The sequence below is a fragment of the Stenotrophomonas sp. GL_101 genome (genome assembly GCF_057835675.1).
In genome coordinates, this window is sequence record NZ_CM174432.1 from 339,366 (window position 1) to 359,783 (window position 20,418).

A 20,418-nucleotide genomic window follows, 5' to 3' on the forward strand; every position below is an offset into this window, starting at 1 on the left:
AATTCGAAAATGATTCAACAATGCGTGTTTATGACTTCTCTGGACGAGAGTGAATTCGCGGAAGCACTCTTGGTGGCGCGTCCATCGATCAGATTTATCAACATGCTGGAACAGCCGGATACCAAGCAGCCGAAGTACAGAAGCAGCATAGATGAGTGCGGCGGGGCTCATGTAACTATCGTGGATTCATCTATAATTTCTGAAGATTATTTCCATAAGAACTATGTTAAGGATCATCCATCTGGAAAGGGATGGATTTACGCATTGGTCGGATCAGGGCTTGTCAGTCTTCTAAGATCGAGAGCTGCAGACTTCCTGCAAGGTTCTATGCTCAATGGCGAGTTGCGAGCTTCGATTCCTACAGGTGACGAGACTACCGAGGAATTTGTGGCAATCGTCCTTCGTGAAGCAAAGGCGCGCGGAGGGAAGGTCGTATCAATAGATACAAGTACGGGTGAGCGCGGTAAGAAGGCTGATCGGAAATTTCTTGTCTGGCCAGACGCGGCACAGAGATTTGATGGCACGAAGGGTGCATATCTGGCTAACGGCGTACATGCAATGTTTGTTCCCAAGCCTGGTGAGAGATAGTTCCTCTGAGTGCATGATCCTTAGTGCTGCCGGTCTGCATCAGAGGGATTGAGTAGATAGGACGATGAGCCGATCGCCTACTTGGACGAAGCCGGCGCGTGTGCCCATCTGCAGTACGTGGGCATCGGTCAGATCGGCAAGCGCCTGCAGGCCGACGGCGAGCTGGTGAAGTACCGCTGCGACACCGGCACGCCACCCGCCGCTTCGACCCGCTGGGCCAACTGCTGGAGGAACTGCAGGACGGCTTCCGCGTGGGGTACGCCTACGATGAAGTAGGCAACCGCATCCAGCGCCAGACCGGCGCCGGCAGTCCCGTGGCCTTCGCCTACGACCTGCGCGACCAGCTGACCGAAGTGGGCATCAACGATGAAGCCCCCATCACATTGGAGCGCGACGCCCTCGGCCGCACCACCCGCGAACAGCTGAGCGCGCACGTGGAGCGCCGCTTCGAGTACGACGCGCGCAACCTGCTCACCGCGCAGACCGTCCTGTGCGATGCGGCCCCGCTGTTCGACACCCGCTACGACTACGACCGCACCGGCAACCTCACCCGTCGCCAGGACAGCGCGCAGGGCGTGGACGAATACCGCTACGACGCAATTGGCCGCCTGCTGGCGCACACCGACCCCAAGGGCGTACTGCACCCGTACTACAACGACCCGGCCGGCGACCGCCTGCGCACCGAAATCCGCTAAGCACGCATGCGCAAGGTGGCCGGTGGCGACGACCAGGCAGAGCTGCTGTGGATGCGCGAGGGAACCTATCAAGGCGTGCACTACGTGTTCGACCGCGCGGGCGACATGGTGCGCAAGGGTAGTCCGGGCGGCGGCGACGCCAGCGACCTTGAACTGATCTGGGATGCAAACCATCGGCTGGCCGAGAGCCGATGCGGTGGGAAGAGCACGCACTACGGCTACGATCCGTTGGGACGACGGGTGTTCAAGCGCAATCCGACTGACACCACGTGGTTCTTCTGGGATGGCGATGCGTTGTTGGGTGAGGTGAAGCAGGCCAACGACGCCGAAGAAGCCGCGCCGGTGTGGGTGGACAACGTGGCCAGCCTGATCGAGGTGAAGCGACGGCAGCGGCGGTTGGGGAAGCTGCATGCGGGGGTGAGGGAGTATGTGTATTACCCGGGGTCGTTTGTGCCGCTCTCACTCATTACTGGGCATGCGGCTCAGGCGGCTGAGGTAAAGCCCGTGTACCAAGCTGCGCAGGACGGTAGCGGTTTTGTTTCTAGCGGATCGGCGACGCCGTCGCTTCTCAAGGCGGAAGCTTACGAGCAGGTGAAGCGAACATCGGCGGATGGCCCTAAGCGAAAACCACATGCGAATCAGGAAAACATCACTGGGCTAGGTCACCTTGGCGCTACGGCGCTGGGACGAGGCGCCACCAATCAACAGAGGGAGGGGGCGAAGATCAAGCCGGATTGCTATCGCTTGGGCTGGGTCAGCTGGGTGGCACAGGGCTGGGACAAAAGGTCACCGCTGTATCGATAGTGAGTAAACCAGTTCACTCGCCTGTGCTAGCACGACTCGATCACGTAGTAACGGAAAGGTCTGGCAGTGACGAGTCACTCAATGATCGCGCAGTGGAAAATGCGTTGATCGCGGATAGCTCGAATACGCCCGAAGCGCCAACGGCAAGCGGAGTATGTCACTTTCAGCTCATGCCAAATGGCTCTCCAGAGCGAATCTTGAGCGCGTCGGGAGCCATTGTGTGGGAGGGGCGCCTAGGAGCTTGGGGGGCGGTCGAGTCAACACCTGCGTCCAGCACTGAGAACAACCTACGGCTGCAAGGGCAGTACTTCGACTACGAAACGGGTCTTCATTGCAATAGAAACAGATACTTTGATCCAGGTGTTGGCCAGTTCATCGGGCAGGACCCGCTAAGGCTGGATGCGGGTGAAAATCTCTATGAATTTGCTGTCAACATTAACTCATGGGCAGATCCGCTCGGTTTAAGCTGCAGAACGACAAGAAAATTGCAGAGCTTCGTGGATCAAGCTGTTCGCGAAATTACGGAAAATCCGCAGATGGCCAAGAGTCTCATGAGCAAAGGAAGCTATAGCCATCTCGAAAACGTAACCAATTTGTATTCCGCAAGTTTCGGAAAAGCAGTTGAGCGACGGGTTGCTCAGTTGGTGCAAGGGGGTAAGAATTTGCGTAACACAATTAAGCAAACGGGACTCACGCGCGGTGCCAATGGTCAGTTTATATCAAGTCCGGACTTCACGAGGACTATTGGAAAGCCAAAGGTGTGGGATGTAACCACAAATACGGGTGTTCCGGCCCACGCCGCAAGGTATGGGGATGAGAAAGTGACGTATCTTGTGTACGATGTCGTGCACGGTTTAAATTTCTAAGGTTAATATGAAAACGTTAGATGGTGTCAATTTTGAGATGAAGTTTTACGATGGTGGCTCAACGTTTGCGGATGCCATCTACACAAATTGTATATTTGATAACTGCGGACTGTCTCTGTGCAAGCAGCCGGAGAAAATGTCAAAGGTCAAGCGAATCTCAGTTCGAGGTTGCTATTCTGTCAGTTCAAGTGTGGGGCCTTGTGAACTCGAAGACGTCTTGATCCATGATTTGAAGACGAATCCAATACTCCTTATCTGGTCCTCTTTCTTCCGTCGCGTCACTCTTTCGGGAAAAATTGGAAAGATGAATATCAACGTGGAGCCTTGGGGGTTCTGCACGGATGTCGATGTGCTGTCTGGATTCTCGAAGGCGAGAGCCGAATTCTATGGCGCGACGGATTGGGCTATCGACATCAGTCAGGCTCGGTTCCTTGATTTTAACTGTCGCGGTGTGCCATTTGATTTGATTCGAAGGGATCCGGAAACGCAGGTTATTCTGTGTAAAGTTGATTTCCCGGGCGTGCATGCGCTTGATGAGGGATTCAATGAGAAATTTCCTGAGGTCTATTCGTATCTCAAGGGGTTCTCCAAGTCAGGCGATCAAGAGGTGCTGCTTGTGGTTCCCCTTGCAGCGCCCAAGAGCCGTAAGGATGATTGGAGGGGCGGGATTGCTGAGCTGAGGGCGCTTGGCTTCATCAAGGATTGACTGTTCAACGGTGAAAGCTGCTTCTGGACGATCACCCGCCGCTTCGACCCGGTGGGCCAACTGCTGGAAGAGCTGCAGGACGGCTTCCGCGTGGGGTACGCCTACGATGAAGTAGGCAACCGCATCCAGCGCCAAACCGGCGCCGGCAACACGGTGGCCTTCGCCGACGACCTGCGCGACCAGTTGGTCGAAGTGGGCATCAACGACGAAGCGCCCATCACCCTGGAGCGTGACGCGTTGGGCCGCACCGCCCGCGAGGAGGTGCTGGACCAGCACCTCTTCGCATGCCTTGAGGACGTGCGCGAGGCAGCGCATTGGTGGATGATCGATTACAACGAAGTTCGTCCACATGACTCGCTCAGCGGCATGAGCCCCGTCGAGCACCGTACCGCCCACGCCAGAAGCTCTACTTTAGAAATGTCTGCTTGACGGGGGAGCTTACGACTTCACCCCACGTCAGCTATCGCTGCCAAACCCTCGCCGTACCCCGGAGCCCCATGCGCGGTCTAGACTTCAGTTCCTGGCAAGCCATGCTCTCCACCCTGTTCGGGCTGGCGGTCATCACCCTCATCGGCGTCGGCATCCGCCTGCTGGTGATGCAGACCATGCAGCAGCGTCGCGAACGCGAGAACCGCCAGATAAACGAGCGCCTGCGCACCTTGATCGCGGCCTACAAGACCTTGGGCGGTTCGTTCACCGGCGCGTTGCACGTGGACCCGCGCCATCTGCGCGATCTGCACGTGATGCCTGCCCAGGACGCGCCCGATGACGCCCTGCAACTACCCGATGACGTCCCGCAGGGCAGCGACCGCGCACGCCGCATCCGCGATGCAGTAGAGGCGGCCCTGTCGGACATCATCCTGCTCGGCACCGACGACCAGGTCCGGCTGGCGGCGCGTGCGGCAACCGAACTGGCACAAGGCAGGCAGGTGCAGACCGCCGAGCTGGTGGTATCGCTGCGCGACTTCATCCGCCAGGCGCTGGACCTCGCTCCAATCCCGGCCAGCGTGGCCATTCCGCGCCAGGGCCCGGCGCGTCCCGCTGCCGGCGGTGCCAAGGGCAAGGCCGATGCCGGCGACAAGGGCGGCGGCAAGGGGGGCGGCGGGGGCATGGGCGGCATGGGCGGCGGCGCGGGTGGCGGGCTCGCCACGGAGGACGACGCCAGTCACCCGCGTTGAACAGGCCTTACTTCCCCAACGTGACCACCGGCACGAAGCCGCCATAGATCATCCGCTTGCCGTCGAACGGCATCGGGTTGTTCTCCGGATTCATGCGCGGATCTTCCATCATCTTCTGCATGCCCGCATCGCGGGTGGCCTTGTCGGGCCATTCGATCCACGAAAACACCACCGTCTCCTCCGCAGTGGCGCCAACTGCGCGGTAGAAGTCGGTCTGCTTGCCGTGCGGAACATCATCCCCCCAGCATTCCACCACGCGCAGCGCGCCGTGCTCCATGCAGATGGCATCACCTTCCCTGGCATGGGCGAGGAACTTCTCTTTGTTGGCGGTAGGTACTGCAAGCACGAAACCATCGATGTAGGACATGGTTGCCTCCCGGCGGACGAGGGCGCACCGGAATGGGCGCCTTCATTGCATACGACGACTGCGGGCGTGGGAAATCGACAATGCGCCGCGCGGTGCGGGCGGCGCGTGACGGAAATCCGGTGCATTCGGCACTGTTATGTATTTTTTCAACAACTTGCACCGTACGCATACGTCTGGACGGGTGCGGGGGTCAGAAAAATCCGAACGATGTAGAGGAACATCCTGATAGTCCAACTGACGTGTTCAGCCCACTATGGCGTTGCCGCGCAGGACCTTTCCCCAAGAGCCTGCAATCGATGCCTGTCCCGGGTCGAGCGGCGTAACACGGAGAGGGGCGCGTTAGCCGACTACTCCCCAAGAGCGGCTTCCCCAACGCGTGACGCCCCGCAAGGGCATCGTCGTGACCTGCTTTCTCTCCCTCGATGTGCCGATGCTGGCGCTTGGCCGCCAGCGCCCCTCGATTTCCTTCAAGGTTCAGCAGAGTGCCGGCGCCGATCACGCCGCATGCACGCTGCAGCGCTGTTTTTCCGCTGGAATCTGCGCGCGCGTATGCCAGAGCGCAACTGAACCCCTGCCAAAAATTCACACAGATGAAAGCCCGCCACTTCAGGGCGGGTTGTGTCGAATAACGGAGAATTTACATTCCCGATGCAGCCCGGCGTCCGCGCTGGCTGCAAGTAGTTCAAGACAGAGGTGTACCCCCATGAAAACTTCGTTGATTGCCCTGGCGCTCGCCGCCGCCCTGCCGTTCGCTGCTTCCGCCGCTGAAGGCCTGTCCTACAACTACGCCGAAGGCGACTACGTCAAGACCGACGCCGATGGCGGCAACGCCGATGGTTGGGGCGTGAAGGGTTCCTACGCGTTCCTGCCGAACTTCCATGCCTTCGGCGAGTACAACCAGCAGAAGACCGATCTCAACGACGCCAAGGTTGACCAGTGGCGCGTCGGCGTGGGCTACAACCAGGAAATCGGCAACAGCACCGACTTCGTGGGCCGCGTTGCCTACAACAAGTTCGACCCGAAGCACGGCCTGGACTTCAACGGCTACAGCGCTGAAGCCGGTATCCGTACCGCCTTCGGCCAGCATGCCGAAGTCTATGCAATGGCCGGCTACGAAGACTTTTCCAAGAAGCACGGCATCAATCCGGATGGCCAGTTCTACGGCCGCCTGGGTGGCCAGGTGAAGTTGAACCAGAACTGGGGCATCAACGGCGACATCAAGATGGATCGCCACGGTGACAAGGAATGGTCGGTCGGCCCGCGCTTCAGCTGGTAAGCGCTGCATGATCGCATCGCCACGTGCCTGATCGGCGTGGCAGGAAAGGCCCGGCATCGCCGGGCCTTTTTCGTTGCCTCGGCGCCGCGCCCGGCACGACTGAAAGTGTAGCCAACGGCTCACACCGGACTAACCGGCGTGCGCGCGTAGTACCGGCTCCGCTGGCCAGCATCGGGCTGCCAGCGCGATACCACCTTGGAGACCGACGATGAGCAGCACGCCGACAATTGTCCTGGTACATGGCTTCTGGGGCGGTGCCGCGCACTGGTCCAAGGTGATCCTGGCCCTGCACCGCAAAGGCCACACCGCATTACGCGCGGTGGAAGTGCCGTTGACCTCGCTGGCCGACGATGCCGAGCGCACCCGCAAAATGGTGGCCCAGATCGATGGGCCGGTGCTGCTGGTCGGCCACTCCTATGGTGGCGCGGTGATCACCCAAGCCGGTGACCTGCCCAACGTGGTCGGCCTGGTCTTCATCGCCGCCTTCGCCCCGGATGCCGGTGAAAGCCCGGGTGGCATCACCCAGGAACATCCCCCGGTGGCCGCAGCCAACCTGGCCCCGGACAGCGACGGCTACCTGTGGATCACGCAGGACAAATTCCACGAAAGCTTCTGCCAGGATCTCGGCGCCGCCGACGCGCTGGTGATGGCCATCACGCAGAAGGCACCGCTGGCCAGCACCTTCGGTGACACCATCACTGCCCCGGCCTGGAAGAAAAAGCCCAGCTGGTACCAGATCTCCAGCCAGGACCGCATGATCGCACCGGAGAATCAACAGCGCATGTCGGCGCGGTTGAACGCCCGCAAGGTGATCACCCTGGATGCCGGCCATGCCTCGCTGGCCTCGCACCCCGATGAGGTAGCCGCGCTGATCGATGAGGCCGCACGCGCCTGATCGCGCCTACGAGGTGGCCGCGCCGCTGTCGGCCACCCCGCATTGCCCGCGCCGCGATCTGGGTGCGGGGTGGGCATGGGCCAGTTCAGTGCGCGGCCGCCAGCAGCGTGGCGCACCGGTCCAGCAGCATGCGCGACGCCGGCGCCACGCCCATCAGGTGCAGGCACGCATGCACCATGCCCGGCAGCGATTGGCAGTGCACCGCGACTCCGGCCTGCTGCAGCCGCCGGGCGTAGGCCTGGCCCTCGTCGCGGAGTGGGTCGCACTCACAGACCAGCACGCTTGCTGGCGGCAGCCCGCGCAGGTCATGCGCACGCGCGGGCACGGCCAGCCCGTTGGCCGCGGCGCTGCCCTCACCCAGGTAGGCGTCCCAGCAGCGCTGCATGAGTGCGCTGCTGAGGTAGTAGCCTTCGCCGAACTGCCGGTGGCTGTCGTTGTCCATGGCCGTATCCAACGCCGGGTACAGCAGCAGCTGATGGTGGATGTGCGGGCCGCTGCGATCCCGCGCCAGCATCGCCACCGCCGTTGCCAGGGTGCCACCGGCGCTGTCGCCGCCGACCATCAGCCGCGTCGGGTCGATGTCCAGCTGCGTGGCGTGCCCGGCGCTCCAGCACAGCGCCGCATACACGTCCTCCAGCGGGATCGGGAAGCGGTGTTCCGGTGCCAGCCGGTAGTCCACCGACAGCACCACGCAGCCGGTGGCATTGGCCAGCGCCCGGCAGGGCGTGTCGTACACCGCCAGCGAGCACTGGAACCAGCCGCCGCCATGCGCGAACAGCAGCCCCGGGCGCGCGTGCCCGCGCAGATGCCCGGCCGGCCAGTACGCGCGCATTGAGATGGCGTGGCCGTCGTCGGCGCGCACGCTGAAATCGCGCACCTCGGCCACCGGCTCCCGCGCACCCTGCAACGCGGGCAGGGCGGTCTCGCTGATGGCTCGCAACTGCTGCAGCGACAGCGCTGCCACCGCCTCCGACGGTGGCAGCGTGGACAGGAAGCGCGCGATATCCGGGTCCAGGCTCATGCCGCGCAGGCCGGCAGCAGGAACGGCAACAGCTGGGCCAGGAAGGCCTCCGGTGCTTCTTCCATCACGAAGTGGCCGCAGTCGGTGATCATCGTGCCGCGCAGGTCCGGCGCGTGCGCGCGCAGGGTATCGATGGGCATGTCGGCGGTGGCATGCTCGGCGCCGATGGCCAGCACCGGCATCGCCAGCGGGGTGAGCGCACGCTGCTGGTTCTGGCGGATCGTTTCCGGAATGGCCCGGTAGTAGCCGAAACCACCACTGAGCCCACCCGGTGCCGCGTACGCCTGGATGTAGACCTCGCTGGCGACGGTTTCGCGGCGATGTGCCCAGCGGTCGAACATGAAGGTCAGGTAGGCGCGCTCGCGCCCGGCGATCAGCGCTTCGGGCAGGTCGCGCACCTGGTTGAACATGAAGTGCCACAGGAAGAGGTTGTCCTGCGGGGCGACGAACACCGGCGGGGCATCGGCCAGCCCGGGGATCACCGCTTCGGTGACCGCCAGGCGCTGCACGGCCTGGGGATGGTCGCTGGCCAGCGCATAGGCCACCCACATGCCGACATCGTGGCCGACCACCTGGTACTGCGCATGGCCCAGCTGGGCCATCACCGCATGCAGGGTCGCCGCGATGCTGCCGGTGTCGTAGCCGTGTGCGGGCGTGTCCGAATCACCGGTGCCGGGCGGGTCCACCGCAATGGCCTGGAAACCCTGCTCGGCCAGCGCCTGCATCACGTGCCGCCATGCATACCAGGTCTGCGGCCAGCCAGGAATCAGCAGCACCGGGCGGCCTTCGCCGAGGATCGCGCAATGCACGCTGCGTCCGTCGATGCGGATGTGGCGATGGGTGATGCCTTCAAGTGCCGGGTTCATCAGACGATCCCCAACATGCCGTGGATCTGCGCGCGGCTGACCGGCGCACCGGCGAAGTCGTCGAAGATGCGCTCGGTGACCTTGATGATGTGCGCGTTGATGAAGGCCACGCCCTCGCGCGCGCCATCCTCCTGGTTCTTCAGGCAGCACTCCCATTCCAGCGTGGCCCAGCCGTCGTAGTCGTATTGGGCCAGCTTGGAGAAAATACCCTTGAAATCTACCTGCCCATCGCCCAGCGAGCGGAAGCGCCCGGCCCGCTCGGTCCAGCCGCTGTAGCCGCCGTAGATGCCCTGGCGGCCGCTGGGATTGAACTCGGCATCCTTGATATGGACCATGCCGATGAAGTCGCGGTAGATGTCCAGGAAGCTGAGGTAATCCAGCTGCTGCAGCACGAAGTGGCTGGGATCGAACAGGATCCGGCAGCGTTTATGCATGCCCACCGCGGCATGGAAGCGCTCGAAGCTGGTGCCATCGTGCAGGTCTTCGCTGGGATGGATTTCATAGCAGAGATCCACACCATGCGCGTCGCAGACGTCCAGGATCGGCAGCCAGCGCCGCGCCAGTTCTTCGAACGCGGCCTCGATCAGGCCCTCCGGGCGCTGCGGGAAGGGGAACAGGTAGGGCCAGGCGAACGCGCCGGAGAAGGTCCCCATGCGGTCCAGGCCCAGCCGCTGCGAAGCTTGCGCGGCCAGTGTGAGGCGCTCGACGGCCCAGGCGCTGCGCGCGGCCGGGTCGCCGTGCAGGGCCGGCGGGGCGAAGCTGTCGCACAGCGCGTCGTAGGCCGGGTGCACCGCCACCAGCTGGCCGAAGATGTGCGTGGTGAGTTCGCTGATCACCAGCCCGTGGCTGGCCAGCATCGCGATCATGTCGTCGCAGTACTGCTGGCTGTGCGCGGCCTGTTCCACATCGAACAGGCGCTCGTCCCAGGCCGGGATCTGCAGCGCCTTGAAGCCCTGGCTGGCTGCCCACGCGGCAATGGAGGGCAGGTCGTTGAACGGGGCCTGGTCTGCACTGAACTGGGCCAGGTGCAGGCTGGGGCCTTGGAGGGTACGCATCGGATGTCGCCTATTGTTGGTCGATCAACAAAGAATAGGGTGCAGATTCGCCCCGGTCAATGCCCGGTGTCGCTAGAATTGCCGCACCGCTTCTTTCCGTAGTGATGCCCCATGGCCGGCCGCCCCCGCGAATTCGACAAAGACCACGCGCTCAATCAGGCGATGCTGCTGTTCTGGGAATGCGGGTATGAAGGCACCTCGATGTCGGCGCTGGTGGAAGCGCTGGGCATTGCCTCGGCGCGCATCTACGCCGCCTTCGGCAGCAAGGAGCAGTTGTTCCGCGAGGCAGTGGCGCTGTACGAATCCGGCGACGGGGGCTTTGCCGACCGTGCGCTGCGCGCGCCGGCGCTGCGCACGGCGATTGAACGCATGCTGCACGATGCGGTGCTCACCTACACCCGGCGCGGCCGCGCGCAGGGCTGCCTGGTGGTGTCGGCCGCCACCAGCACCGCACCGGAGCATGTGGGGGTGATGGACTGGCTGGCCGAACATCGCCGCCAACGCACCCAGCAGATCATCGCGCGCCTGCAGCAGGCGGCCAGCGCCGGCGAATTGGCCGATGGCGCCGATGTGCAGGCGCTCGGCGACTATTTCGCTACCGTGCTGCACGGCATTTCCACCCAGGCGCGCGATGGCGCCAGCCGCGCGCGGTTGCTGGCGGCGGTGGCGGTGGCGATGCAGGTGTTACCCGCTACGGAGCATGCCGATGTCTGAGTCAGCCGATGGCCAACGCCCGCGCCTGGGTTGCGGTGCCGTGGTGCTGCGCGCCGATGGCGCGATCCTGCTGGTGCAGCGCGGCCGCCCACCCGAGCAGGGCCATTGGGGCCTGCCCGGTGGCAAGGTGGACTGGATGGAAACCGTCGAACACGCGGTGATCCGCGAAGTGCACGAGGAAACGGGGCTGCGCGTGGCGATCGAGCGGTTGCTGTGCGTGGTGGACCACTTCGAGCCGGCACTGGCGCAGCACTGGGTGGCGCCGGTCTATCGGGTGCGCACGCTGGATGATGCGCCAGCCCGGTTGCGCGAGCCGGAGGCATTGCTGGCGCTGGGCTGGTTCAGCCTGGATGCGCTGCCCACACCGCTCACGCTGTCTGCGCGGCAGGGCGTGGCGCAGCTTTCAGCGGTGCGCTGAGCCCTCCCCGCGCATCAGCGCCGCGCGGCGGCTCCGTCACCCCGCGCCACCGCTTCTACTTCCTCCAGGCTCGCACAGGCGGTATCGCCCGGCGTGGACATCGCCAGTGCTCCGTGCGCGGCACCCAGGTCCACCGCTGCCTGCTCGCCCTTACCTTCCAGCAGTGCGTGCACCACCCCGGCCACGAACGCATCGCCGCCGCCGACGCGGTCGAGCAGGTCCACCTCGCGCGCGTCGGACACAAACAGCCGCTCACGGGTGCGCAGCGCACCGGCCCAGCCATTGCGTGCCGCGTTGCTGGCATCGCGCAGGGTGAACGCCACCGCCTGCAGGTTGGGGAAGCGCTGCAACGCACGCTGCGCGGCCGCATCGGCCGGGCCCACGTCCATCGGCGTGGCGCGTTTGCCCAGGTCGGCCAGGTCCATGCCCAGGCATGCGGCGAAGGAATACTCGTCGCCCACCAGCAGGTCGCATTCGGCGGCGATGGCGCAGTTGGCGTGGCGCGCCGCGTCCGGGTCGGGGTGGCTGTTCCACAGGCTGGCGCGGTAGTTGAGGTCGTAGGACACCGCCACGCCATGCCGGCGCGCGGCCCGGGCGGCGGCAATCGCGGTCTGCGCGCTGTGTTCGGACAACGCCGCGAAGATGCCGCCGGTATGCAGCCAGCGCGCCCCGTGCGTGGCAAACAACGCGTCCCAGTCGTACTCGTCGGGGCGCAACTGCGAGGCGGCCGAGTACGCGCGGTCGGACACACCCAACGGCGCACGCACGCCGAAGCCGCGCTCGGTGAAGTTCAGCCCCATCCGCGTGGTGCGGCCGATGCCATCGTAATCGCGCCAGACGATCTGGCTGCCGTCCACGCCGCCGGCCTGGATCAGCTGCCGGGCCAATGCGCCCAGTTCGTTGCGCGGCAGCGCGGTCAGCACGCCGCTGCGGTGGCCGAAGGTGCTGCACAGGCCACGCGCCACGTTGTACTCGCCGCCCCCTTCCCACACGTTGAACTGGCGCGCGTTGCGCACCCGGCCCTCGCCGGGGTCGAAGCGCAGCATCACTTCGCCCAGCGCCAGCGCGTCCCAGCGCTGGCCAGCGGAGGCTGCCAGCGCAAACTGCTGCGTGCTCATCGTGCCTTGCACCCCAGCAGGCCCAGGTCGATGCCGGCGGCCATGCGCCGGTAGCCTTCATCGTTGGGGTGCAGGTGGTCGCGGGTGATGTCCTCGGGCAGGTTCTCCGGGTTGGACGGATCACGCAGGATCGCGTCGAAGTCGATCAGCGCGTCGTAGCCGCTGCGCCCGCCGCGCATCCAGGTATTGAGCGTGGTGCGGGTGGCGGCCGACAGGGGCTCGTAGCGGTCCGAGCCACCGAACGGGGTGAGGGTGGCGGCAAGGGCGGTGATGCCATTGCCGTGCAGGCGCTCGGCGATCTGCCGGTAGCCCAGCACCATGTCCTCGGCATTGCGGCCGGCGACGGGCGGGGTGCCGCCGTCGTGGCGGATATCGTTGATGCCTTCAAACACGATCACCCGGTCCACGTTCGGCAAGGCGATCACGTCGCGGTCCAGCCGCGCCAGCGCACTGTGGCTGCGGCCGTGGTCCATCACCTTGTTGCCGCTGATGCCGGCATTGACCACCACCACCTGGTCCGGGCAGGCCTGCTGCAGGCGGGTGGCCAGCAGCGCCGGCCAGTCGCCGTTGCTGCCGCGGGTGGCGGTGGCGCCTTCGGTGATGGAGTCGCCCAGCGCGACCACCACGATCGGCTTGCCACTGCGTTCGGCCAGCACCGCCGAGACGATGTTCTGCCGGTAGGCCAGTTTGACCTTGTCGCCGACCTCGGCGTGGCGGCCCTCGGCGATGCGCAGCGCGGTGCGGCGCACGGCGGGGCGGGTTGCCTCGGGGAAGTACACGGTGAGCGATACGTCGGCCAGCGCCGGCACCGTCATCGCCACCGGGTCGCTGAGCAGCGCGGCACCCACCGGCACCACCACGGCACTGCGGCCATTGAAAGTGACCAGCTTGGCCGGCGTGGCCGTGCCGGTGCGCTGTGCAGATGCGCCGCCGATGGTCAGCGGCGCATCGCCCAGTTCATTGCTGATGCGAAAGCGCAGGGCCGTGGCCGAACTGGCCAGGCGCATGTCCTGGCGTACGGTCTGGTTGGCAAACTGCACCGGGGCATCGGGGGTACCGTCCAGGCGGTCCGGTGCCGGCGAGGCGGTCCACGCCGGCACCCATACCTGGGCCTGGACGGGCAGCGCTGCGGCGCTGGTGGCAAGTGCAAAGGTAACTGCAGTGATCCAGCGCAACATGGCGGCCCTCCCAGGCGGTCAGGGTGGAACAGGTAATCGGTGAAACAGGTAATCGGTGAAACGCAAACTCAGGAGAAGTACGTGCCGCCGTTGACGTCCACGTTGGCACCGGTGATGAAGCCGGCCGCATCGGAGGCCAGGTACACCGCGGTCGCTGCGGCTTCTTCCGGGCGGCCCTGGCGGCGCAGCGGGGTATTGCCGGCCACGGCGGTGCGCACTTCCGGCTTGGTGAATTCATCGTGGAAGCGGGTGGCGATCATCCCGCAGCACAGCGCGTTGACGCGGATCCCACGCGGGCCCAGTTCCTTGGCCATGGCGCGGGTGAAGGTCATCACCGCCGCCTTCGCCGTGGCATAGATCGCCGCGCCGGGGCCACCGCCATCGCGGCCGGCCTGCGAGGCGAAGTTCACGATCGCACCGCCCTCGCCCATGTGCGGCACCACCGCGTGCGTGGTCAGGTAGACCGAGCTCATGTTGAGGTCCATCACCTTGTGGAAGAAGGCCTCGTCGATCTCGGCCAGCGGACGACGCTGGACCATGCCGCCGGCCACGTTCACCAGCACATCGATGCGATCGCCGAAGGCCACCTGCGTGGCCGCCACCAGCCCGGCCACCGCGGCGGCATCGGTGACGTCGGCGCGGTGCACGATGGCGGTGCCACCGGCGGCCTGCACCAGCTTGAGGGTTTCCTGCGCGCTGGCCTCGTCGTTGGCGTAGTTGATGCACACCTTGGCGCCAGCGGCAGCCAGCTGCAGGGAAATCTCGCGGCCGATGTCACGGCCGCCGCCGGTGACGATGGCCACCTTGTTGTTGAATTGGGTCATGAAAAACTCCAGTGATGCGTGGGGGAAAACGGATGGGTGGAACGAAAGGAGTGCGGGCCGTGGCTCAACGCGACACCGGGCCGTCGATCTTTTCGACGCGGCCGGTGACCAGCCACAACGCCAGCAGCGAGGCCGGTACCAGTGCGGCCACCAGGATGAAAATCGGCGCGTAGGATTCACGGGTCATCACCGGCACCAGCCAGGTGGTGATCAGCGTGCCGGCCACCGCGGCCATGCCGCCCAGCCCGGCCAGCGAGCCCACCGACTTGCCGCTGAAGATGTCGCCGGGCAGGGTCTGGATGTTGCCGATGGCGATCTGGAAGCCCAGCAGCACAAAGGCAATGGTCACCACCGCCCACATCGGGTCGGTGGCCAGCACCGCGCCCAGCAGGGCCGGGGCCATGATGGCCCCACCCAGGGTGACTACTACCTTGCGCGCGCGGTCCACGCTCCAGCCGGCGCCGATCAGGCGCCCGGACAACCAGCCGCCGCCCAGGCTGCCGATCATCGCGCCCACGTAGGGCACCCAGGCGAAGATGCCGATCTGCTTGATGTCAAAGCCGAAGGTGTCGGCCAGGTAGATCGGCAGCCACGACACGAACAGCCACCAGATCGGGTCCAGGAAAAACCGCGAAATCAGGATGCCCCAGGTCTGCCGATGGCTCAGCAGCTGGCGCACAGTGGGGACGTACTCGGCCTTGGGCACGGCCGGTGCTTCGGCGGGCGCATCCAGGATCAACGCACGCTCTGCCGCGCTCACCCACGGGTGCTTGTCCGGCCCGGCGCGGTAGATGATCAGCCACGGCAGCAACCAGATGAAGCCGATCGCACCGATCAGGATGAAGGTGCCGCGCCAGCCCAGCCACAGGAACAGCACCGCGATCAACGGCGCGGAGATGATCGCGCCGATGGACGCGCCGGCATTGAACACGCCCTGTGCCAGCGCCCGCTCGCGCGCCGGGAACCACTCGGCATTGGCCTTCACCGCCCCCGGCCATGCGCCGGCCTCGCTGATGCCCAGCATCGCGCGCACCAGGCTGAAGGACAGGATCGAGTGGGTGACCGAATGCAGCGCGATGGAGATCGACCACACCGCGATCGACAACGCAAACCCCATGCGCGTACCGATGATGTCGAACAACCGCCCAAACACGAACTGCCCGGCCGCATAGAACAGCATGAACACCGTCACCAGCAGCGCGTAGTCTTCCTTGGTGGCGCCCACGTCCTTGGAAATCTGCGGCCACATCACCGCCAACGCGTTGCGGTCGATGTAGTTGATGACCGTGGCCACCGCGATCAACCCGACAATCAGCCAGCGCACGTACGTACGTGCTTGTGTGGTGACCTTCATTTGCCATCCTTGCCACTGGCGGTGTCAAAACGCTTCCAGCCGCCGTCCCAGCGCCAGCGCTGGCCACCGCCGCTGACCTCGTGCGCGCCACCCTTGGAGGGATCATCGGCGATGCCCAGCGCCAGCTGCTTGCCGCCGGCCAGGGTCAGCACCAGCACATCGGCGTCGGTGCCCCGGTAGTGCGCGATCGCATCGATGCGGCTGTTGGCCCCGCGCACGGTTTCGGCGGTGCCGTCGTACTGGCCATGCGGCTCCAGCACACCATAGAAGGTGGTGGCGGCCTGCCCATCCACACGCTGCAGCAGCATCGGTTCACGGCGCAGGTTGAAGGACGGATCGTTGGCGCCGCTCTCGCCGATCAACGCCCGCGACGGCGCGGTGCTGGCGAAGCGGTAAGTGTAGAAGCGCCCGTCCAGCAGCCAGGTCAGGCGGCGTGCTTCGCTGCTGGGCTCGCTGGCGGCGTCCACCCACACATGCTGATAGCCGTTGGCCTTGCCCAGCACCGGGCGGCTGGCCACCGCCGACTGGCTCTTGAAGCCCACCTCCATGATGTGGCCATTGAAGTGCAGTGGCAGGTCGTAGCGCGCGGCCTTGCTGCCGGTGACGCGCAGCAGGTCCAGCACCACCGGCAGGCCCAGCGCGGGGTGCGACAGCAGCGCCTGGGTCCGGGTGAAGCTGACCCCGTCGTAGGCGCCGTCCATGCGCGCCGAGGCAATCTGGGTGTCATCGTTCACCGCAAACAGCAGCGGCGTCGGCGCCAGCGGCTGGCCCTTCTTCCAGTCACCGCCGAAGTGGCTCTGTTCGTTCACCACCAGCGTGTTGTGCGCGAGGGTCTGGCGTGCCCAGCTGTTGTTCTCGGGCAGGTAGATGCCACCGGCCTTGGCCTCGATGTTGAGGAAGCGGGCCGCGCCGTAATCGGTCACCACCCGCTGGCCGTTGTCGTAGAACAGCCAGTTGAGCTTGTCGAAGTGGCCGTGGCCCATGCCCTGCTTGGTATTCTTCATTACCAGCGCCTGGCCATCGGCACCGTTCATACGCAGGATTGCCAGCGCACCCTCGGTGCCGTCAGGGCCATCGCGCAGCAGCGTGGGCACGAACGCGAACGGCTTGGCCTTGTCCTGCGCCAGCGCCTGGGCCACCTGCAGGCCCTCCGGCGACAGCAGCACGCGCTTCTGTTGCCTGGCCACCGACAACAGGCGCGCATCGCCGGTCTGTGCGTAGGCAATGTCGATCCCCGCCACCAGTTCTTCGGTGTCCAGGCCCTTGTCCAGGATGGCGTCGTTGATCGGGAAGAAGTAGCCGCCGTAGCTGCTCTGCACCAGTGCATCCACCGCCTTCAACAGCACCCCGTCGCGGCGCTTGAAGATGCCCTGCTGCGGCGCGTTGCGCTCGATTGCGTTGGCAAACAGGATGAACGGCGCCAGCGCATAGCGCTGGTAGTACGGGCCTTCTTCGTAATAGCCGTCCGGCGAGAACAGCTGGTCCACCTGCTTGAGGAAACCGGCACTGCCATCGCGCTTGCTGCCCTTCAGGGCCTTGTCCACATAGGCCGGGTCGCGCAGCACGTAGCCGGTCATGCCCACCGCCGCTACCGCCCAGGTGGCATGGTTGTGGATCTTGTCGAAATTTTCCGGCGTGCCGCTCAGGAAGTCGGCCATCGGCCGGAACACACCATCGTCGATGGTCTTGCGGTCGGCCGTGCTCAGGCTGTCGCGGATCGCGTCATAGCCCTGCACCGCGCTCACCAGCCACACCGAATCGTTGAGCGTCTGCCAGAACAGCCGGCCGGGAATCTGCCCGCGGCCCTGCGGGTGCGCGCCCAGCCCGGGGTAGAGCTTGGCGTAGGCCAGCAGCACGTCGCGCGCGTAGTCGGCATACGCCTTGTCGCCGGTCAGCCGGTACAGCGCGCCGGCGGCCTGGAGGGCCTGATAATTGCGCTTGTGCTGTTCGTGGGTGTAACCGCCGCCCTTGTCCTTGGGCACCGGCACATCGATGCCGGCCTTCATCATGCCGCGTACCAGGCGTTCGGCGCGCTGCTGTTCCTGGTTGAACACCGGGTAGCGGGCACCGTCGCTGCGCATCTGCTGCCACTGTGCGGCGGTGACCAGTACCGGGGCGCTGTCGGCGGCGGCCGGCTGCTGCGCACTGGCCGGCGCGGCATCGGCAACGGGCAGCAGGGCAGCGCTGAAGGACGCGGCCAGCAGCAGCATCAGGGGCGTGGAACGGGTCATGGCAACGTCTCGGCTGGGGTATCGGACTGCATCGCCGCAGTGGCGGTCAGTACGTTGTCGCGCACGCGCAGGTGGGGCTCCCCCACGCGATGGCTGAAGCGCACGCGGCCGCTGCGTGCGAAGCGGTTGTCGGCCAGGGTCGCCTGTTGCACGCCCTGCAGGCGCAGGCTGGTGTCATCGGCCACGCCCACCTGGTCCAGCTGGTTGCGCCGCATCTGCAGGGACGGGCCGAAGGTGCTTTCATCGGTGCCGCCGCGGTACAGCGTCAACAGCGGCCCGCCGATCCGCGCGAAACGCGAATCCAGCACGTCCACCTGTTCGGCGTTGTAGGTGCCAAGGTCGTCGGTTTCGGCGGCCGCTGAAATCACGCTGCCGCTGATGTCTTCCACCACCGTGTGGGTAACGGCGATCTGCGCGGCCAGGCTGCCCTTGCCGGCGTTGACCACGTCGAAGGCCTTGTTCGCAGTCAGGCCATGGATGCGGCTGTGCTCGATCAACAACGTGTAGTTGAAGGCCTGGCTGCCCGGCGCGATGCGTACCACCGCATTGCCGGCCGCATCCGGGGCCAGCGCGCCGTCGATATCCAGCCTCGACAGCTTCAGCGAGCCGCCCGCGCGGATCGCAAACAGGGTAGGGCGCGAGAACTGCAGGCTGGCATGGCCGGCCTTGGGGCCGATCACACTCAACGGGTGGTTCACCTCCAGCACCTGGTTCACCCGGTACTGGCCGCGCTGCAGTTGCAGCTGGTCGCCCGGCGCGCTGGCGGCCAGGGCGCGGGTGAGGGTGTCCTCGCCCGGGGCCACCGTGCGCACCTTGCCGCTGTCGAGCGTGGCAAGCGCCTGCGCCTTCGGGTACCAGGCCACGCCCACCTGCTCGCGTGCAATCGGGGCCAGGTCGCGCGGCGCGCCGGCGGCGATGGTTTCCAGCGGGTACTGCAGCCCATTGGCCGCGCGCTGCAAGGTCACCGCGCGTGCGTCAACGCCAGCGGGAAAGCCCGGCGACACGGCCGGGCTCTGCACGTTCGCGCTGAAGGTGATGCCGGACAGGTCGCCTTGCGTGCGCAGCAGCTCGCGCCCGTCCTCACCGATGAACAGATTGCCGGCGATACGGCTGTCCACCGGCATCGCATTGCGCTCCTCATCCAGGCCCGCGCCCAGGAACAGCTGGCGCACGCCGATGAAACTGTTGCGCTCGATCACCGTGTCGGCCACCTGCTCGTAGCGGTTCAACGGCGCGTCGCGGGTACCGGCCATCACCGCCAGCGCGGCGGCGAAGTTGTCGCCGGCGAGCTTCTCGAAGTAGTTGTCGCGCACGGTCTGGCGGCGGTTGATTACCCGCACCCCGCCGCTGTGCGGCTTGCCGTTGCCCAGGAACACATTGCGCTCCACCACGTTGCCGTGGCCGTGGCGCAGCACCAGCGACCCGCGCGATTCGAAGAACACGTTGCCCCGGTACAGATTGCCGCCGGACTTGTTGGAGACGACCTCCACCTCGCCGTCGCAATGCTCGAACCAGTTGTTCTCCACCACCGTATTGGAATCGGACTGCGAATCGTGGCTGGTGCCCACGCGCATGCTTTCCCCGCCATTGCTGCCCAGGTTGGGGCGCGGGCCGAACCAGTTGTGGTCGATACGGTGGCGGTTGTCCAACCCGCTGGTGGCATTGCGCACCACCACCAGGGTGGTGCCGGCATTGGTCTTGCCGATCAGCTGGTTGTGGTCGAAGCGGTTGTGCTGGCCGTACATCGCCACCCAGTTGTCGCTCTGCTGGCGGTCCGGTTTGTTGTAGCCGTCGATGACCACGCCCGTCACCCGGCTGTGGGTGGCCCAGGCCTTGGACGAGGTACGGAACGACACCACCTCGCCGCCCGGCGCCCAGCCATCGCGGAAGACAAGATTGGAGACCTCCAGGTAGGCCCCGGCCATCCGCAGGTGCGATTGCCCGCTCAGGATCACCTGGCCGGGGGTCTGTGCCGTCAGCTTAATTGGTTGACCAATTGTGCCGGTACCCGTCAGCAGCAGGTCCATGTCGCGCCAAATGCCGTCGGCCAGGATCACCGTGTCGCCCGGTTTCAGCGCTTTCGTTGCCTGCGCGTAGCCGGCCGCGTCGTGTACCAGGTGGTCGGCCGCGAATGCGGGCACTGTGCCCAGCGCGAGCCCGAGCGACAGTGCTGTTGCCAATGGACGCAGCGCCTGCAGCGCATACGAGTGGTGCAAAGTCACAGGCTTACCCTCCCAGATCAACCGTGGCGTTCAACGCGAATC

At 65.3% G+C, this 20,418-nt stretch carries 18 protein-coding genes and 2 pseudogenes; 10 read left to right on the plus strand and 10 right to left on the minus strand.

Annotated features, from left to right (window positions below; genetic code table 11):
- The first annotated feature begins 9 nt into the window (after positions 1-9).
- From AC3IR9_RS01505 to AC3IR9_RS01530, 6 genes and pseudogenes are all read left to right on the plus strand, one after another.
- A complete protein-coding gene (locus AC3IR9_RS01505; protein WP_489295663.1) occupies positions 10-588 on the plus strand; it encodes a hypothetical protein in 579 nt (192 codons plus the stop codon).
- Between the two features lie 155 nt (positions 589-743).
- Positions 744-1,751, plus strand: a pseudogene (locus AC3IR9_RS01510) (RHS repeat domain-containing protein); the annotation flags it as partial.
- Positions 1,752-2,179: 428 nt separating this feature from the next.
- Positions 2,180-2,953: an RHS repeat domain-containing protein gene (locus tag AC3IR9_RS01515; protein WP_489293581.1), complete on the plus strand. Its 774-nt coding sequence runs from the start codon at positions 2,180-2,182 to the stop codon at positions 2,951-2,953.
- A 37-nt stretch (positions 2,954-2,990) separates the two neighbouring features.
- The gene (locus tag AC3IR9_RS01520; protein ID WP_489293582.1) at positions 2,991-3,659 is read left to right on the plus strand and encodes a hypothetical protein; all 669 of its coding nucleotides are present in this window, start codon (positions 2,991-2,993) and stop codon (positions 3,657-3,659) included.
- Positions 3,660-3,811: 152 nt separating this feature from the next.
- Positions 3,812-4,088, plus strand: a pseudogene (locus AC3IR9_RS01525) (integrase core domain-containing protein); the annotation flags it as partial.
- Positions 4,089-4,156: 68 nt separating this feature from the next.
- A complete protein-coding gene (locus tag AC3IR9_RS01530; RefSeq protein ID WP_489293583.1) occupies positions 4,157-4,837 on the plus strand; it encodes a hypothetical protein in 681 nt (226 codons plus the stop codon).
- A 7-nt stretch (positions 4,838-4,844) separates the two neighbouring features.
- On the opposite strand, the gene AC3IR9_RS01535 is transcribed toward AC3IR9_RS01530, so the two are convergent.
- Positions 4,845-5,204, minus strand: coding sequence for a DUF1428 domain-containing protein (locus AC3IR9_RS01535; protein WP_489293585.1), 360 nt, complete (start codon positions 5,202-5,204; stop codon positions 4,845-4,847).
- A 703-nt stretch (positions 5,205-5,907) separates the two neighbouring features.
- On the opposite strand from AC3IR9_RS01535, the gene AC3IR9_RS01540 reads away from it, so the two are divergent.
- Together AC3IR9_RS01540 and AC3IR9_RS01545 are read left to right on the plus strand one after the other, a co-directional pair.
- Positions 5,908-6,480, plus strand: a complete 573-nt coding sequence (locus AC3IR9_RS01540; RefSeq protein ID WP_489293586.1) for an OmpO family porin — start codon at positions 5,908-5,910, stop codon at positions 6,478-6,480.
- A gap of 208 nt (positions 6,481-6,688) precedes the next feature.
- The gene (locus AC3IR9_RS01545; protein ID WP_489293588.1) at positions 6,689-7,375 is read left to right on the plus strand and encodes an alpha/beta hydrolase; all 687 of its coding nucleotides are present in this window, start codon (positions 6,689-6,691) and stop codon (positions 7,373-7,375) included.
- Between the two features lie 85 nt (positions 7,376-7,460).
- Here AC3IR9_RS01545 and AC3IR9_RS01550 read toward each other — a convergent pair whose 3' ends face one another.
- The 3 genes from AC3IR9_RS01550 to AC3IR9_RS01560 are packed head-to-tail and all read right to left on the minus strand — an operon-like array spanning position 7,461 to position 10,317.
- Positions 7,461-8,396 carry an alpha/beta hydrolase gene (locus tag AC3IR9_RS01550; RefSeq protein ID WP_489293589.1) on the minus strand — a complete coding sequence of 312 codons (936 nt, stop codon included), beginning with the start codon at positions 8,394-8,396 and terminating at the stop codon, positions 7,461-7,463.
- Positions 8,393-9,262 (minus strand): alpha/beta fold hydrolase, encoded by an 870-nt coding sequence (locus tag AC3IR9_RS01555; protein ID WP_489293590.1) that lies wholly within the window; start codon positions 9,260-9,262, stop codon positions 8,393-8,395. The genes AC3IR9_RS01550 and AC3IR9_RS01555 overlap by 4 nt, the downstream gene beginning before the upstream one ends.
- Positions 9,262-10,317: a sugar phosphate isomerase/epimerase family protein gene (locus AC3IR9_RS01560; RefSeq protein WP_489293592.1), complete on the minus strand. Its 1,056-nt coding sequence runs from the start codon at positions 10,315-10,317 to the stop codon at positions 9,262-9,264. The genes AC3IR9_RS01555 and AC3IR9_RS01560 overlap by 1 nt, the downstream gene beginning before the upstream one ends.
- A gap of 111 nt (positions 10,318-10,428) precedes the next feature.
- Here AC3IR9_RS01560 and AC3IR9_RS01565 point away from each other — a divergent pair, with 111 nt between their 5' ends.
- Together AC3IR9_RS01565 and AC3IR9_RS01570 are read left to right on the plus strand one after the other, a co-directional pair.
- Positions 10,429-11,031 (plus strand): TetR/AcrR family transcriptional regulator, encoded by a 603-nt coding sequence (locus AC3IR9_RS01565; protein WP_489293593.1) that lies wholly within the window; start codon positions 10,429-10,431, stop codon positions 11,029-11,031.
- Complete coding sequence (locus AC3IR9_RS01570; RefSeq protein WP_489293595.1) at positions 11,018-11,449, plus strand: NUDIX domain-containing protein; 432 nt, start codon at positions 11,018-11,020, stop codon at positions 11,447-11,449. Before AC3IR9_RS01565 ends, AC3IR9_RS01570 begins: the two co-directional genes overlap by 14 nt.
- Positions 11,450-11,463: 14 nt before the next feature.
- On the opposite strand, the gene AC3IR9_RS01575 is transcribed toward AC3IR9_RS01570, so the two are convergent.
- The 6 genes from AC3IR9_RS01575 to AC3IR9_RS01600 all read right to left on the minus strand — a co-directional run bounded on the left by AC3IR9_RS01575 (position 11,464) and on the right by AC3IR9_RS01600 (position 20,376).
- Positions 11,464-12,567, minus strand: coding sequence for a sugar kinase (locus AC3IR9_RS01575; RefSeq protein ID WP_489293597.1), 1,104 nt, complete (start codon positions 12,565-12,567; stop codon positions 11,464-11,466).
- Positions 12,564-13,745 (minus strand): GDSL-type esterase/lipase family protein, encoded by a 1,182-nt coding sequence (locus tag AC3IR9_RS01580; RefSeq protein ID WP_489293599.1) that lies wholly within the window; start codon positions 13,743-13,745, stop codon positions 12,564-12,566. The genes AC3IR9_RS01575 and AC3IR9_RS01580 overlap by 4 nt, the downstream gene beginning before the upstream one ends.
- A gap of 68 nt (positions 13,746-13,813) precedes the next feature.
- On the minus strand, positions 13,814-14,569 hold the full coding sequence (locus tag AC3IR9_RS01585) for an SDR family NAD(P)-dependent oxidoreductase (protein WP_489293600.1): 756 nt from the start codon (positions 14,567-14,569) through the stop codon (positions 13,814-13,816).
- A 64-nt stretch (positions 14,570-14,633) separates the two neighbouring features.
- Positions 14,634-15,923 (minus strand): MFS transporter, encoded by a 1,290-nt coding sequence (locus AC3IR9_RS01590; protein WP_489293602.1) that lies wholly within the window; start codon positions 15,921-15,923, stop codon positions 14,634-14,636.
- Positions 15,920-18,154: an oligoalginate lyase gene (locus tag AC3IR9_RS01595; RefSeq protein ID WP_489293604.1), complete on the minus strand. Its 2,235-nt coding sequence runs from the start codon at positions 18,152-18,154 to the stop codon at positions 15,920-15,922. Before AC3IR9_RS01595 ends, AC3IR9_RS01590 begins: the two co-directional genes overlap by 4 nt.
- Positions 18,151-20,376 (minus strand): polysaccharide lyase 6 family protein, encoded by a 2,226-nt coding sequence (locus AC3IR9_RS01600; protein WP_489293605.1) that lies wholly within the window; start codon positions 20,374-20,376, stop codon positions 18,151-18,153. Before AC3IR9_RS01600 ends, AC3IR9_RS01595 begins: the two co-directional genes overlap by 4 nt.
- Between the last annotated feature and the right edge of the window lie 42 nt (positions 20,377-20,418).

Excerpts from the sequence above, each read along its gene's own strand:
- AC3IR9_RS01505 (WP_489295663.1), top strand. The coding sequence starts at position 10 with ATGATTCAACAATGCGTGTTTATGACTTCTCTGGACGAGAGTGAATTC.
- AC3IR9_RS01520 (WP_489293582.1), top strand. The coding sequence starts at position 2,991 with ATGAAGTTTTACGATGGTGGCTCAACGTTTGCGGATGCCATCTACACA.
- AC3IR9_RS01530 (WP_489293583.1), top strand. The coding sequence starts at position 4,157 with ATGCGCGGTCTAGACTTCAGTTCCTGGCAAGCCATGCTCTCCACCCTG.
- AC3IR9_RS01535 (WP_489293585.1), bottom strand. The coding sequence starts at position 5,204 with ATGTCCTACATCGATGGTTTCGTGCTTGCAGTACCTACCGCCAACAAA.
- AC3IR9_RS01540 (WP_489293586.1), top strand. The coding sequence starts at position 5,908 with ATGAAAACTTCGTTGATTGCCCTGGCGCTCGCCGCCGCCCTGCCGTTC.
- AC3IR9_RS01545 (WP_489293588.1), top strand. The coding sequence starts at position 6,689 with ATGAGCAGCACGCCGACAATTGTCCTGGTACATGGCTTCTGGGGCGGT.
- AC3IR9_RS01550 (WP_489293589.1), bottom strand. The coding sequence starts at position 8,396 with ATGAGCCTGGACCCGGATATCGCGCGCTTCCTGTCCACGCTGCCACCG.
- AC3IR9_RS01555 (WP_489293590.1), bottom strand. The coding sequence starts at position 9,262 with ATGAACCCGGCACTTGAAGGCATCACCCATCGCCACATCCGCATCGAC.
- AC3IR9_RS01560 (WP_489293592.1), bottom strand. The coding sequence starts at position 10,317 with ATGCGTACCCTCCAAGGCCCCAGCCTGCACCTGGCCCAGTTCAGTGCA.
- AC3IR9_RS01565 (WP_489293593.1), top strand. The coding sequence starts at position 10,429 with ATGGCCGGCCGCCCCCGCGAATTCGACAAAGACCACGCGCTCAATCAG.
- AC3IR9_RS01570 (WP_489293595.1), top strand. The coding sequence starts at position 11,018 with ATGCCGATGTCTGAGTCAGCCGATGGCCAACGCCCGCGCCTGGGTTGC.
- AC3IR9_RS01575 (WP_489293597.1), bottom strand. The coding sequence starts at position 12,567 with ATGAGCACGCAGCAGTTTGCGCTGGCAGCCTCCGCTGGCCAGCGCTGG.
- AC3IR9_RS01580 (WP_489293599.1), bottom strand. The coding sequence starts at position 13,745 with ATGTTGCGCTGGATCACTGCAGTTACCTTTGCACTTGCCACCAGCGCC.
- AC3IR9_RS01585 (WP_489293600.1), bottom strand. The coding sequence starts at position 14,569 with ATGACCCAATTCAACAACAAGGTGGCCATCGTCACCGGCGGCGGCCGT.
- AC3IR9_RS01590 (WP_489293602.1), bottom strand. The coding sequence starts at position 15,923 with ATGAAGGTCACCACACAAGCACGTACGTACGTGCGCTGGCTGATTGTC.
- AC3IR9_RS01595 (WP_489293604.1), bottom strand. The coding sequence starts at position 18,154 with ATGACCCGTTCCACGCCCCTGATGCTGCTGCTGGCCGCGTCCTTCAGC.